11 protein-coding genes are annotated in these 13,956 nt (G+C 58.7%); 2 read left to right on the top strand and 9 right to left on the bottom strand.

What is annotated here, in order from left to right; genetic code table 11:
• Positions 1-885: 885 nt before the first annotated feature.
• The 3 genes from J2D77_RS10040 to J2D77_RS10030 all read right to left on the bottom strand — a co-directional run bounded on the left by J2D77_RS10040 (position 886) and on the right by J2D77_RS10030 (position 3,847).
• Positions 886-1,455 (bottom strand): winged helix DNA-binding protein, encoded by a 570-nt coding sequence (locus J2D77_RS10040; protein ID WP_207846146.1) that lies wholly within the window; start codon positions 1,453-1,455, stop codon positions 886-888.
• An 81-nt stretch (positions 1,456-1,536) separates the two neighbouring features.
• Entirely contained in the window at positions 1,537-2,715 is a 1,179-nt protein-coding gene (locus J2D77_RS10035) for a M24 family metallopeptidase (RefSeq protein WP_207846145.1), read from the bottom strand.
• Positions 2,716-3,085: 370 nt separating this feature from the next.
• Positions 3,086-3,847, bottom strand: a complete 762-nt coding sequence (locus tag J2D77_RS10030; protein WP_207846144.1) for an SDR family NAD(P)-dependent oxidoreductase — start codon at positions 3,845-3,847, stop codon at positions 3,086-3,088.
• A 534-nt stretch (positions 3,848-4,381) separates the two neighbouring features.
• Here J2D77_RS10030 and J2D77_RS10025 point away from each other — a divergent pair.
• Together J2D77_RS10025 and J2D77_RS10020 are read left to right on the top strand one after the other, a co-directional pair.
• Positions 4,382-5,305, top strand: coding sequence for a LysR family transcriptional regulator (locus J2D77_RS10025; protein ID WP_207846143.1), 924 nt, complete (start codon positions 4,382-4,384; stop codon positions 5,303-5,305).
• Between the two features lie 437 nt (positions 5,306-5,742).
• Positions 5,743-7,104, top strand: a complete 1,362-nt coding sequence (locus J2D77_RS10020; protein WP_207846142.1) for an MFS transporter — start codon at positions 5,743-5,745, stop codon at positions 7,102-7,104.
• A gap of 73 nt (positions 7,105-7,177) precedes the next feature.
• On the opposite strand, the gene J2D77_RS10015 is transcribed toward J2D77_RS10020, so the two are convergent.
• From J2D77_RS10015 to J2D77_RS09990, 6 genes are all read right to left on the bottom strand, one after another.
• Positions 7,178-9,214, bottom strand: a complete 2,037-nt coding sequence (locus J2D77_RS10015; protein WP_207846141.1) for an NADH:flavin oxidoreductase — start codon at positions 9,212-9,214, stop codon at positions 7,178-7,180.
• A gap of 101 nt (positions 9,215-9,315) precedes the next feature.
• Positions 9,316-10,248: a LysR substrate-binding domain-containing protein gene (locus J2D77_RS10010; protein ID WP_207846140.1), complete on the bottom strand. Its 933-nt coding sequence runs from the start codon at positions 10,246-10,248 to the stop codon at positions 9,316-9,318.
• 28 nt (positions 10,249-10,276) lie between these two features.
• Positions 10,277-11,026, bottom strand: coding sequence for a class II aldolase/adducin family protein (locus tag J2D77_RS10005; protein ID WP_207846139.1), 750 nt, complete (start codon positions 11,024-11,026; stop codon positions 10,277-10,279).
• Positions 11,023-12,153 (bottom strand): TauD/TfdA family dioxygenase, encoded by a 1,131-nt coding sequence (locus J2D77_RS10000; RefSeq protein ID WP_207846138.1) that lies wholly within the window; start codon positions 12,151-12,153, stop codon positions 11,023-11,025. The genes J2D77_RS10005 and J2D77_RS10000 overlap by 4 nt, the downstream gene beginning before the upstream one ends.
• A 376-nt stretch (positions 12,154-12,529) precedes the next feature.
• Positions 12,530-12,895, bottom strand: a complete 366-nt coding sequence (locus tag J2D77_RS09995; protein ID WP_207846137.1) for a VOC family protein — start codon at positions 12,893-12,895, stop codon at positions 12,530-12,532.
• 2 nt (positions 12,896-12,897) lie between these two features.
• Positions 12,898-13,950, bottom strand: coding sequence for an LLM class flavin-dependent oxidoreductase (locus J2D77_RS09990; RefSeq protein ID WP_207846136.1), 1,053 nt, complete (start codon positions 13,948-13,950; stop codon positions 12,898-12,900).
• Positions 13,951-13,956 lie beyond the last annotated feature (6 nt).

The raw sequence follows: 13,956 nt of genomic DNA, 5'->3' as shown, positions 1-13,956 counted from the left end.
TTGTTGGGGCGAAAATACAAACCTGGGTCGTATATGACCCGTGACTATTCAATGACATTTCGACGACGGTTTTATTACGCGGGTGTTACCGGGCCTTTTCCACCGTCCTGTTTCGTCCCGTAAGGTATTCTTCCCGGTCTGTTGGCGGGGTATCGGCAGCATGCGCACGCGCTGGAGGAAAGATGCTGTCTGATCCGCCAATTCCGTGAAATACCCCTTGCAGGTATCGATTCTCGTTACGGGATTATAACGGAATAAGATAAATGCGCCGCAAGGAAGAAATGATACCCGAAATTTAAAGACGGAATATGTGTTGCGTATAAGTCACATGGAAGTGGTGCGCCCGGGCGCGGGTATTGGGCCGACAGTTTGTCCACAATAATTTGTCGAGGTCCCTTAATTCTCAATAAAGTTTTTTTTAGTGCTTCTTTATTTCTTTAAATACGACGTTCCACCTGTCGCATTAACGATGGTCGTGTCGGAATAAGGAAGTCGCATCGGCGGCAAAACAGATCTCCGGAGGCCCGAAAGGCTATTTCGTTCCCCGTAGCGCACGGGCAAGGCTGGTATTCTGTACTATATGTATAATGTCTGTTTTTCTAAACACTTTGCGCTATAAGCCGCATATTGCTGCATTGTAATGAGACGGGCTGCCGCGGTGCCATTCCATTTATTGCCCGACAGTTACAGCCGGCCTATCCAGTCCGGTCACATGCGGTGGGCGTAAGCAGCAAACGGCGCGACCATCCCACTTATGCGGTGCAACGTCAGGTAGGCAGGTCGGCGTGGCCTGCGGGGGGCGTGTGCGCCCAAATATAGGGCAGGCAGGTGCGAGAGAGCTGCCCGCAGCGGGCGTCTTGTCTGTTTCAGCCAAAGGGCCGTATGTCAGGTGGCGTCGGAAACCGCTATGGCATGATCGTAAATGGCGGCCAGTTGGCGGATCATGCCGGTCAGTTCGGTCAGGGCCATATTGGCGATTTTGCGGTCCTGTGGCATGGCGGCCAGCAGGCATTGGTGCTGAAGCCGGGCGTGGTCCCGGCAGGCCTTGCGCCCCTTGTCGGTCAGGCCCACGAACACCTCCTTTCTCTGTCGGCGGCGCGTTATCAGCCCCAGCCGGTCAAGTTTCTTCAGGGCGTAATCAAGGGGGTGGCGTTCGCTCAGTTGAAGATGGGCCATGACGCTGGCAATGCTTTCATCTGGCCCGTTCTGGTTCACGCTGCGCAACACCAGTATCTCCAGGGCGGACAGTTCGGGGTGGCCGGCCTGGATCATGCCGTGGCGCATCCAGCGCTGAAACGTCATGGTCATGCTGTTCAGGGCATATTCGAAATCACGAAAAACCTTTTCAGGCATGGCAATATTCAGCGATGACACAACAAACGCACGTTCCATGTCCGCTCCGTCGGGAAGCTGAACCGCGTGGTTTTTTCCGGTCTTGCGACGTGTTTCGGCCATGGCATGCTCCTTGTCTGTCAAGACATCTGCGAAAGGTTCCGAAAATCAGGGCTCTTCCCCACCCGACTGCGATCCCGCGGGTCAGAACCAGCAATCGGGTGAGCGTGTCAGCAGTTCATTGTCGTGTTCGCCGATCATGATGATATCCTCGAAAAATGCGGAGCCCGTGCCATCGAGCGACAAAAAGGCCTCCACACCGAAAACCATGTTCTGCTCAACACGGTCCTCTGGCAATGACATGACGGAAGAAATGCGGGGATATTCAAAGCCGAGCCCGATCCCATGCCCATAGAAGGGAAAGTTCTTCATGATGGGTGAGACCGCCCCGCCGAACTCCCTTGTCAGGCGGTCGCCTTCGGCCGCGACATCGAGCAGTCTGGTTCCCGGGCGCATCATGGCTGACAGGTGGTGGACGATCCCGACCGCGGCTTCGATCAGGCGTTTCTGATCGGCTGTGGCCCTGCCGCGCACGCCGGTCCGCCCGGGGTCGAGCAGGTAGCCCTGAAAGAACGCGGCATGCACGGTGCCCGTGACAATATCGCCCATGCGGGGCACGTCCGCGCTATAGCCCGTCAGGGGAAAGCGCTGGTCAAAGCCCAGTGTCTCGCCATGGTTGGTGCCGATCATCTGGATACGCCCACCGCGCCGCACAACCTCACGCGCGGCCTCCCCCGCTGCTTCCTGCTCGGAAAGCCCGCTTGTCAGCCCTTCCATAAGCCGGTTGGTGGCAATGGTCGCACTTTCCCCCGCTATGCGGTAACATTCCAGTTCCCGGGGGCTCTTGATCCGCCTCACAGCCTTGACCAGGTCATCGGTGGCGACCCAGTCTATTGCGGGTGCTGCATCCAGCAACTGCTGGTAGTATTTTACGGGAATAAAGTGCGTGCCGATCAGGGCCACAGGGCCGCATACGCCTTCGGCCGTCAAGGTTTCGGCCACGCAGCGGAACGGATGGTTCGAACAGGTGACATCCTCGATACTGACCAGATCCCTCCGGACCGCCGGTTCATCAATAACCAGCCGGGGCATTTGCCCCTTGCGGAATATGACGGCTGAAAAAGACCGCGCCGACCAGATCAGGGAATCAAGCCCGCTGCTAATGGTGTAGTGGTTCGAAAGGTAAAGAATGTCGCCACAATTATCCAGCGTGCCGCCGCCACGTCCGAAGACTACGGCTGTTTCAAATCCTCTGGCCTCCATTTCAGCCAGGACACGCTGCCAGCGTGTTTCGTATTCATCCAGTGGGAAATAACGCAGCATGGGCGCGCGCCTCTTCGGTTCATTTATCCTGACGGTGCTCTTTGGATCATTTTTCTCACAGATCGATACGGTTACGCAAATAAGGCGCGCGTCCCCCAAGGGGGCGTAAAGTCAAATAAAGGCGTGATCTGTATGCAGAAAAACGTGGGATAAACTTGCCTGGAAGCGAGGATACTTGACGTTTCGCGTATTGCGACAAATGCGGGGAAGTCTTTGTAGACAATAGATAAAATTTGCCCTGATATAGAGCAGAGCAGAGCAGAGCAGAGCAGAGCAGAGCAGAGCAGAGCAGAGCAGAGCAGAGCAGAGCAGAGCAGAGCGTGACGACCCTGGACCGGGCAAAAAGGGGGAAGGCCTGCGCCTGCTGATGTCAGCGGGTGCTGAACCCGCCATCCACCACCAGTTCCGCGCCCGTCATGAAGCTGGCGTCGTCGCTGGCCAGGAATGCTACGGCCGCCGCCAGTTCCTGTGGGAAAGCCCGACGCCGCAGCGGTGTTTCGGGAATGACGCCGCCTTCTTTTTCCGCCTCATTCAAAGGCGTGCTCACACCCCCTGGCACAAGGGCATTGACCCGAATGCCATCGGGGGCCAGTTCCAGGGCCGCGGTCCGGCTGAAACCCAGCAACCCCGCCTTGCTCGTTGCATAGGCAACATAGCCTGGGGCACCGGACGGACCAAAAATGGATGACGTGTTGATGACAGAGGCATTCCCACTGCTGCGCAGCAAGGGGATCATGCTCTGCAAGCCCAGGAATGCCCCTGTCAGATTGACGTTGAGAACCTGCGTCCAGTTTTCCAGCGTTTCATGCGCGATATCGTTGATCCGCACAATGCCCGCGTTATTGACAAGAATATCCAGCTTTCCATGCGTGTGGGCGATATAGTCATGCAGTGCCGCCCATTCGGGTTTACTGGTTACATCCAGGTGCCGGTACGTGACGCTCAGTTTCTCGTCCCGAAGGGCCTGTGCCAGAGCAGCACCGTCTTCATCCAGAATATCGACGGCAATCACACAGGCACCTTCCTGGGCCAGTCGGCGGGCATGGGCGGCACCCTGGCCGCGTGCGCCACCTGTAATCAGGGCAATGCGGCCTTCCAGGCGACGGGGAATGGATGCGTCGTTTTGTGGCATTGTTCGCTCCTTGCTGGGACATTCCCGGAATATGGGCTGTCCATGTCGTGACTCGGATCGGGTGTTCTTCGGCAATGGTTTTCAGGGGGGCAGGTCTGTGTCGTGCCGGTGGCTGTCGGGTGGCAGGCATCCACGCATCAGGCCATCCGTGTATTTCGGCTGACGGCAGTATTGCGTAGCACCCCCTTCCACAGGATGGTCATTGCACAAACGATACGACCGTAGGCCCGGTGGAAGATGCTATGAAGGCCAGAAAGTCCGTGCCTCGCATAGGTCAGACCTATATAAAACAAGGATGCGAAGCAGGGCGGGGCTGAGGACGCAGGCTGATGGACGACAAGACCGTATTGCCCGAAGGGGGCAAGATCAAGGGGAGAGTGGTGGGGGGCACTAGTCGCAGGTGGCCGGCAAATTATAAAAGGTGTTGATGGCGAAGAACACCCCTGATGGAGACAGCAGGCCCATATACGGTCATTCAAAGGTATTGTGGAATATGGATCGATTTGTTCCGAAGTATGGTGCGGTATTGAAATCATGACCTTGCAGCAACTGCATTATTTCCTGGCGGCCATCGATCACGGGACTTTGTCAAAAGCCGCTGAGCACCTCAATATCTCGCAGCCATCGCTTTCCGATCAGATTTTGCGCTTGGAAAACGCCTTGGGCACGCATCTGTTCATCAGGACAAATCGCAAGCTGATCCTGACCGAAGCCGGTCGGCGGCTCATTCCCCATGCCAAGGCATCGTTGCGGGCGGTGCAGGAGGGGCACGATGCCGTGCAGTCGGTGCGGGAATTGCGGGGTGGCGTGGCCAGTTTCGGCACGTTCGGCAGCGCTTATCAATATTTCCTGATCGATTTGATCGAGGAATTCAGGCATCTGCACCCGCATGTTCGCGTCAAGGTCGTGGGGCTGAATTCAAGCGAAGTCGCGGAAGCGGTCATAGACGGCCAGATCGAAGCCGGGCTGGTCATGCTTCCCGTCAATAATAAAAGCCTTATTACCAGCGAACCCGTCTGGTCCGCCCAGGTCGGATATATCAGTGCCAATGAACAGCATCTGGTCGGCAAAAAAGATATCGATGCGTTACTTGCCGCCCCCCTGATCCTGAGCGATGCCAAATGGAATACGTCCGATCCGATCAGGAAGCTCCTGAACAGGCGGGCGCGGGCGAAGGGGCGCGAACTCGAACCGTTGATAGAGGTGGAACACCAGGCGACAGCCTTCGAACTGGCTGCCCGCGGGCTGGGAGATGTCGTGGCCACCCGGCCGATCCTGTATCAGCTTGGGTATCAGGACAGGCTTAAATGGGTGCCGATTGAACCGCATGTTTTTGAGGTCTTCGGGTTTATTTATCGCTCCGATACCGCCATATCCACCGCAACGCGTGAAATGATGGGGATGATGAGAAAATACCTGACAAAAATCCAAGACCAGTTCAGCAATATTGAAATCTAGACCTGTTTGATGTCACCGATACAGTAAAAATAAATACAGTATCTTGGCGGGTATGCTCTCGCCGTGCCCTAATGTTTCAGCACGACTGTTGACGGTGGCCCGTAAAAACTGTTTCGACATATGCTGCCCATAGGACAATCCTGTAGGAAGCATTGGCGTTGGCAGGTTCATGGGGCGCGATAAAGCGCCTATGACTGCATCTTGTTGTTGCTGGTTCGTTACGATAGGCCGGAGACCTGAAGGACACTCCCGATGAAATGTTTTATCAAGGCCGTGTCATTCTCCGTAAAACGCGCACGCGCGTCGGGCAATTGTCCTGAATATATCGACAAGGGAAGATATATGAGGAAAAATTACTTGGGATTGTCAGGATTATCGAAGTTTTCAGGTCGTAAAATATTCTCGACGGGACCCGCCTTTTGAAGGAAGGTACGACAATGACAGAGAATATGACGCCCGACAGCGCCCGTGTAGGCACCGAAAACCCGCAGGAAAACGCCGCTGGCCAGCATGACATTGGCCCGCGCGGTTTGGCAAAGGCCGTGGCCGGGGTCACCTTTGGCAATATGGTCGAATGGTTCGATTTTGCAATCTATTCCTCCATGTCCGGCGTCATGGCGCAGGTTTTCTTTCCCGTCTCGAACAAGCTCAGCCAACTCATTGCCGTCTATGCAGCCTTCGCCGCGGGGTTTCTGATCCGTCCCCTGGGGGGCTTTCTCTTCGGTCCCATTGGCGACAAGTATGGCCGACGTACCGCCCTGGTGGCGAGCATTGCCCTCATGTCCATTGCCACGTTCTGTATTTCCGCCATTCCGGGGTACCGCAGCATCGGTGTCTGGGCGCCGGTTCTGCTTGTGGGCATGCGCCTGTTGCAGGGGCTCTCCACCGGGGGGGAATATGGCGGGTCCTGTATTTTTATTGCGGAATATAGCCCGGATAAAAAAAGAACCTTTCTGACAAGCTGGCTTGAATTCGGGAATACCACCGGCTTTCTGATCGGCGGACTTATGGTAAGCGGTGTCACCTATTGCCTGGGTTGGGAGGCAATGCTCCAATGGGGGTGGCGGGTACCGTTTCTTCTTGCCAGCATGATGGGTGTGATCGCCCTGTATATTCGCATGAATGTCGATGAAACACCGGTATTTCGGCATATGCAGGAAGAGAAAAGCCACAAGCCCACAAGGCAGAACCCGATGTGGGATATCTTCAAGGGAGAGTGGCCGAACTTATTGCGCAGCGCCGGTCTTGTGGCCACTTTTAACGTCACGTATTACATCGTCCTGGGTTATACGCCGACCTATCTTGCAAACATTGCCGGATATTCCCAGACATTCTGTTCCAACCTGTCCCTTGCCATATCGCTCTGCCTTCTGGTGTTCATACCGGTTTTTGGCTGGATGGGGGATTATATCAGCCGCAAGACAATGCTCCTCGCGGGGTGTCTTTTCATTGGTGGCGGGGCTCTTCCCGCGTTTCTTGCCTTTCAGGCCCATAGCAGCGTGCTGGTCATATCGGCCTGCATGGCGGTGCTGATAACGGGTATGCTGTGTTTCCACGGCACCATGCCTGCTACCTTGCCATCGCTGTTCGGGAGCGCGGTCCGTTATACCTGCCTTGCTGTCAGCTATAACGTATCGGCTTCCTTGCTGGGTGGGACAGCACCTTTGGTCAACACTTGGCTGATTGCCAGAACCCAGGACGCCCTTGTGCCCGCATGGTACCTGGTTGTCTGTGCCGTGATCGGCTTGATGGCGCTGTGGGGGCTGAAAGACAGAACAGGCCAGCCCATGCCCGCCTAGGCAGGTGGCGTGGGGAATAATAAAAGCTTCATGGAACGTCACCTTTTTGAAAAAAGGTGACGTTCAGAAACTCTTATATATCCTTCATAAGACGCAGCGCGTCGTAGATGGCTGCATGGGTGTTGCGTGACGATACGGCATCACCAATCCGGTAAAGGACGAACGTGCCGTCTGCGTTCTTGCATATGTCCTGCTTCTGGCCGTGAGTCAGCGCCACGTAATCGACAGCACCCTGGTTGCGCGAATGCGGCTTGAGTTCGAAATACAGCTCATCCATGGGCCTGGTGCCGCAGTTCACGATAACCTGGTCGACATCGACCTTGCGCGCAAAATCGCGATAGTCGCTGCCGATTGACGCCGTCAGGCCGTTGCCGGAACGTTCAACACCTTCAAGGCGTTGGGCCACGGTAAAGACGGCGTTGTCCCCTTGCAGGGAACGGATATAGGGCACCAGATTGAGGCCCATGATCTCGGGTGAAAATGTCCGGTCGGGTGTGATGATTTCAATTTTTCCGCCACCTGCCACGATCATTTCCGCGACCTGAAGGGCGGCGTGATCGCCGGCGTCGTCAAACAGCAGCACGCTCTTGCCGGGCGGGACATCGCCGGACAGGATATCCCATGTCGATACGACAAGGTCTTCGCCCGTGGCCAGGGGCGGCGTGTCGGGGTAGCCACCGGTTGCGATAATCACGCAATCCGGAGATTCAGCCAGAACATCCGCACTTTCCGCCCAGGTGTTGAAACGGAATTCAACACCCAGCCGTTCGCATTCGGCCATGCGCCAGGCGATGATGCTCAGCATCTCCTTGCGGCGGGGGCTGCGTGCGGTCAGGCGAACTTGCCCGCCGGCTTCGTTCGCGGCTTCGAAAACGATAACCTTGTGCCCCCGTTCGGCCGCCACGCGCGCGGCTTCCAGCCCGCCGGGCCCGGCCCCCACGATAACCACGCGCCGGGCAAACGGGGCAGGGGTTATTTCATTGGGCATGGTCAGTTCACGGCCCGTTGCCGCGTTGTGAATACACAGCGCCATGCCGCCCTGATAAATCCGGTCAAGGCAATATGTGGCTCCCACGCAAGGGCGGATCCTGTCTTCCTGCCCGGCCATGATCTTGCGGACAATATGCGGGTCGGCAATATGGGCCCGGGTCATGCCCACCATGTCCATTTTCCCGCTTTCAATCGCGTAACGCGCGGTTGCCACGTCAGAGATTTTCGCTGCGTGGAATGTGGGCATGCCGGTATGGGCGCGCATGGCGGAGACAAAGTCCAGAAAAGGCGCGTTCGCCATGCCCTGCACGGGAATGACATCGGCCAGGCCGGAATCCGTGTCGATATGGCCGCGAATGACATTGAGAAAATCGACCAGCCCGGATGCCTTGAAACGACTGGCGATTTCCAGGCCCGCTTGTGCGTCTATGCCACCGGGCTGGCGCTCATCGGCTGAAAAACGAACCCCGATCAGGAATTTTTCGCCAACCCGTTCGCGGATCGCGCCCAGCACATCGAAAATGAAACGAAGGCGGTTATCGAACGACCCCCCATAAGGGGCTGACAGTTCGTTTGTCAGCGGGCTCCAGAACTGGTCGAGCAGGTGGCCATAGGCTTCCAGTTCCAACCCGTCCAGCCCGGCCGCCTTCACGCGTTCGGCGGCATCGGCAAAGTCTTTTATAATTCTTTCGATATCCCAGTCTTCCGCAATTTTTGGAGAAGCCCGGTGCGCGGGTTCGCGCGCATGGGTCGCGCTGAGCGAGGGCAGCCAGTCGCCCTTGTCCCAGCGTGTGCGACGGCCCAGATGCGTCATCTGGATCATGACGGCCGTGCCATGGTCGTGGCATTCATCCGCCAGGGCTTTCAGCCAGGGTACGCATTCATCCTTGTAAAGCAGGATGTTGTTGAAAGCGGGCGGGCTGTCGGTGGATACGGTGGCGGAACCGGCTGTCATGGTCAGCGCGACACCCGCTTTCGCGCGTTCGACGTGATAGGCGCGATAAGCGTCTTTTGGCATTCCATCTTCGGCATAAGCCGGTTCATGCGATGAAAGCATGATGCGATTTTTGAATGTCAGGTGCTTGATGGTGAAAGGCGTAAGCAGAGGATCGGCGCGCATAACGAACGTTCCCGTATCAGAATAATGCCTCCGAATTTGCATGCAGTGTACATTGGTGTCAAGTTTTCTCTTCACCTGTGTCTTCTGCTGCCTTTCGGGGGTTATTCCGCCTTCCGGAATGCGTGTTTTTCATCCGCGATCAACTGCCGCAGCCAGGATACGAAATGGGCTACGGCCGGGTTGTCCGCACTGCCTGGGGGAATGACGATATGATAGGCGCCGTCTTCGGGCATGACCGGGGGCAGGCCCGCAAGGCGCAACCGGGCATCTGCGACAAGGTCGCCCGTAATGGAGCGCCAGCCCAGCATGATGCCCTGGCCGTTCAGGGCTGCCTGGGTCGCCTGCACATAGTTGTTGAAGCGCAGATCCGCCCCGTTGCGCCGCCGTGACAGCCCGGTCTGTTGCAGATAGCCGTTCCAGCTTCTCCAGGACGCATCATCGACATCGACATGGATCAGCGCGATATCCGACAGGTCCGTGCTCGCGGGGGGCAGGCGGGCGACAAAGTCCGGGCTCGCGACGGGGTCTATGCGTTCGGCAAAAAGGGTGATGATGTCGCCATCGGTCCAGCGGCCGTGCCCGTAGCGGAACATGACATCGGCATGCGGGGCGTCGGGGGCGGCGTCATGCGCGGTTGTCATCACGCTGACGGCAATATCGGGCCAGGCCACGCTGAATGTCGAAAGGCGCTGCATCAGCCAGTAGGTCGCAAACCCGATGGAACAGGAAATGCGCAGCGTGCGACCGCGTTGCGCGTGCAGGCGGGCAATGTCGTCCAGCGTGTCGGCCAGCAGGCCGAAGCTGGTCTCGATCGCGGCCAGCAGCATTTCGCCACTGGGGGTCAGGCCCAGCGGCCTGCGGCTGCGGTCAAGCAGGGCGGCCCCCACCCATTGTTCCAACTCGCGCAGGGATTTGCTGACAGCCGGTTGCGACACATTCAGCGCGCGTGCGGCAGCGCGCAGCGTGCGGTGCCGGGCAATGGCGCGAAAGACGCTGAGCAGGCGCAGGGGCGGGAGCTGACGCGGTAACTTCATGGCCGTCCCGTCCGTGCCCCCGTTGGGTTCAGTCGCGGTAGGAAGGATCCTCCGCATCCAGAACCGATTTCAGATACGCGAAATGCGCGAAGGATGCACCGCGATACGCATCCCACCCTTCAGCCGTAAGCGTCGCGATCTCATCCGTCATGACCGAGAGCGGGCGGCCCGTAGCATAGGCGCGCAGCAACGTATCCGCCGCTTTTTCAAAGAAATAGAGATTCTCGAACGCTTCGGCAACCGTCTGCCCGGTCACGCTCAGGCCATGGTTGGCCATCAGCAGCGTGGGGGCGCTCGCCAGCAGGTCGGCAATGCGGATGCCTTCTTCGTCCTGGTCGGCAATGCCCCCGCATTCCAGGTCGATCGCCATGCGCCCGAAAAAGCGCGCGGCATTCTGGTCAATGGGCAGCAGGCGCGGATCGGCCAGGGTGGACAATGTTGTCGCACTGATCGGGTGGCAATGGATAATGACGCGGGCTGCGGGCACACGCCGGTGCGCATGGCCGTGAATGCACCATGCGGATGGGTCGGGTGCATCGGGGCGGGTCATGACATCGGGGTCGTCCGCGTCGAGAATTTGCAGGTCGCTTGCACGGATGGTCGCGAAATGCTGCCATTTGCGGTTCATAAGAAAGCGCCGGCCATCGGGCGTCAGCGCCGCGCTGAAATGATTGCCGACGGATTCATGCCAGCCGAAGCGTGCCGCCAGGCGAAAGGCCGCGGCCAGGTCGACCCGCAGGGCTGTTTCGTCCACGGGGGCGCTGATATCCGCTGTCATGGCTGGAACCTTCCTTCATCTGACAAGACGCGCCAGGCACTGCGCAATTCGCCCCGGTCCGTGTAGGTGCCGCGCAGATGGCGCGCCCCGCTCCCGGCCTTGAAGGCCGCCCGCCCATGCACGATACGGTGGTTGTCGAACACGATACATTCCCCCGCGTTCAGGCGAAAGCGCATAAGAAAGCGCGGGTCCTGCAACAGGCGGCCGAAACGGCAGAAGGCCGGGTAGAAGCGGTCCAGGAAATGCTGGTCCATGTCGAACACATCGGCCATGTGCTGGCTGATCGTCACCCCCGAAATATCGCCCTGTTCGTCCAGTTCGATCACTCTCTGGCGGGCGCGCATGTCGTAGGTGTCGTGTTCGTCGTAGAAGGGGACAAGGGTTTCGCATAACAGCGCGAAGTCCTCGGGGTGGGTGCGCCGCAGTTCGGCCGCGACCGCAGCCCCATCCACGAACAGGCTTTCTCCCCCTTCGGCGGAATTGGCGCGGCAATGCAGGAACTGCACGCCGGGGGGCAGGTCCTCGGACGGGACATCCGTATGCAGTTCCAGCGCCTTGGCGGTATAGGCAAGGTTGTCGGGCTTGGCATGCAGGTTGACGTCAAAATACAGGCCGAAAAAAGTGGGGCGGGGCACCCCGATCAGGAAGGCCGCGTCTTCAAGTGCCTGGTCGGTATCGGGCATGTCTGTCAGCAGGGCGATGCCCTCGCTCAGCAATGTATGCACCCATGCCTTCCTGGTGGCGCGATCGGCTTGAAGTGCCGATAGCGCAAAACGCGGAATATGCGGGTAATGATCCGCATACCACAGCTTGCGCGGCATGATGGCGGGATCGGGCCGGGGTTTGGCCTGCGCGTGGCGGCCCAGCCATGCAAGCGGGTAGGTGGAAACATGCCTGTCCCCCGCCCACACGATGCGGAGTTCCCCGCTATCGAGCGTGGCCTCAAGGGGGGTGGGTGGCGCGGCTTGCGCAAAAATATCGAACACCCGCTCGCGTGTTTCGGGGTCGAAGGAGGTCGCGCAGTTATCGCGCAGCCAGTAATAATTGAAATAGGCGGGTGCATTATCGCCCCGGCCGATCTCAAGACCGTTTTCATGCAGTGTCAGGCTGGGGGAATGGGCGAGCACGGGCGGAACCTCCGAAAAAAGCCATGACCCGAACGCGCGAAAACGCGGGGCGCAGCAGCAATAAGGGGGCGGGAAATTTTCGGATCGAAGACTTCCATACGCATCGAGTGTAGAGGTCTGGGACGATCACTCAAGGCTGGAAAAATTCATCACATCATAACCTGTGGGTTATAATGGCTGCGCGGCACGGAGCGCGACGGCGCGCCCAAAGCCCAAGAATGGGCGTGATATCGAAGCGCGATAGGGGCAAGCTCCACGCAGGGTTGGCGAGCGGGCTGGCGATGGGCTCGGGGATAGGGCCCAGGGTGGCGCGGGCAGGCAAGGAAGGCGCCTGCCCGCGCCGGGAAATCGGGTAATGGCTGTTACGGATCGTTGCTCAGCTTTTGCTGAAAAACTGCACGATATTGCCGTCAGGATCCTTGAGTGTGAGCACCTGCCCGTGGTCCCCCATGTCGCGCAGGCCCATTTCCGTCACATTTGCGGCGGCGCACCGGGCGCGGAAAGCCGCCATGTCGTCAACCTCGAACACCGCGACCGCCCCTTGCGCCCCGGCCGGGTATTCGCTTGCGCCCGCCAGGGCGAAGTTGGCGTTGCCCGTGCCGAACTGCACCCAGCGCTCGCCATCGGCGAATTTCAGCGGCAGGCCGATGCAGTCCGTATAGAATCGCGTAGCCTCGGCCGAGCCCGCACTGGGAACATAGACAGTCATCAGCCGTGTGACGGCGCCAGCAGGGTTTGTCATGCCTAGAGTTCCGAAAGGGGGCCGACTTCGCGCTCGACCAGGGGCAGAACCTCGGTCGAGAAGCGTTCGAGCGAGCGCTTCGCCCGGGCCAGCGGCATATCCCCGAACTGGAAGAAGCAGTTGTAATGGCTGGGCTTGAGCGTGCGGATCTCGTTCACCAGCCGTTCGGCCACATATTCGGGCGAGCCGATCAGCAGGTTGTCGCGGAAGGTTTCAAGCGGGGGTTCGTCCGGCAAGGGCGGGGCCTTGAAGAACGCGCCTTCAAGGTGCAGGTCGGGCGCGCGCAGGCCGTGGACCATGCGCCCGACATAGCGGGCCCGTTCCGCCGCTTCCAGCGCTTCGGTCGCACTGTCGGTGACATGCACATATTGCTGGAGTGCGACCGGCATTGTCGCGCCATCCAGCCCGCCAGCCACCCACGCATTGCGCACATATTCCAAAATGCCGGGCAAAGCCGGGCTGCCGCGCCACCCTGCGGTGATGAACGGCGTGGAATTCCACTTCGAAAGCGCTTTGAGAATAACCGGGTGGGGCGACGTGCAATAGACAGGGGGCATGCCCTTGGCCGGGCGCACGCAGAAAACGGTTTCGGGTTCCTGAATGTATTTTCCCGAAAAGGCGACATGGCCTTCGCTGAGCGCCCCTTCGAGAATTTTCCAGTATTCGAGGAAGATATCGACCTTGTGGGTCACATCAGCGCCGTAGCGTTCGAATTCATAGGCCTGGTAACCCGTACCTACCCCAAGGACCGCGCGACCGTTGGACATGGCATCCAGCAGCCCGATCTCCTGGGCCACGCGCATGGGGTGGTACAGGGGCAGCACGATCACGCCGGTCCCAAGCTTGATGCGTGACGTGCGGCCCGCCGCGTGGGCGGCCATCATCAGCGGAGACATGCAGACCGAATAATTGGTAAAATGGTGTTCGGCAAACCAGGCTATTTCAAATCCGGCCTGTTCGGCGGTGGTCACCATCTCGCATGTGTCGCTGATAACGCCTGGCACGCCACCGGGATTGTCGCGGTAGCCCATAAGATTGAAGATGCCAAAATGCATTCTGCT

The sequence above is a fragment of the Acetobacter garciniae genome, assembly GCF_017377735.1.
Taxonomy (GTDB): domain Bacteria; phylum Pseudomonadota; class Alphaproteobacteria; order Acetobacterales; family Acetobacteraceae; genus Acetobacter; species Acetobacter garciniae.
Note: the sequence above shows the minus strand (reverse complement) of the source record. Positions and strands in the feature narration are given on the sequence as shown.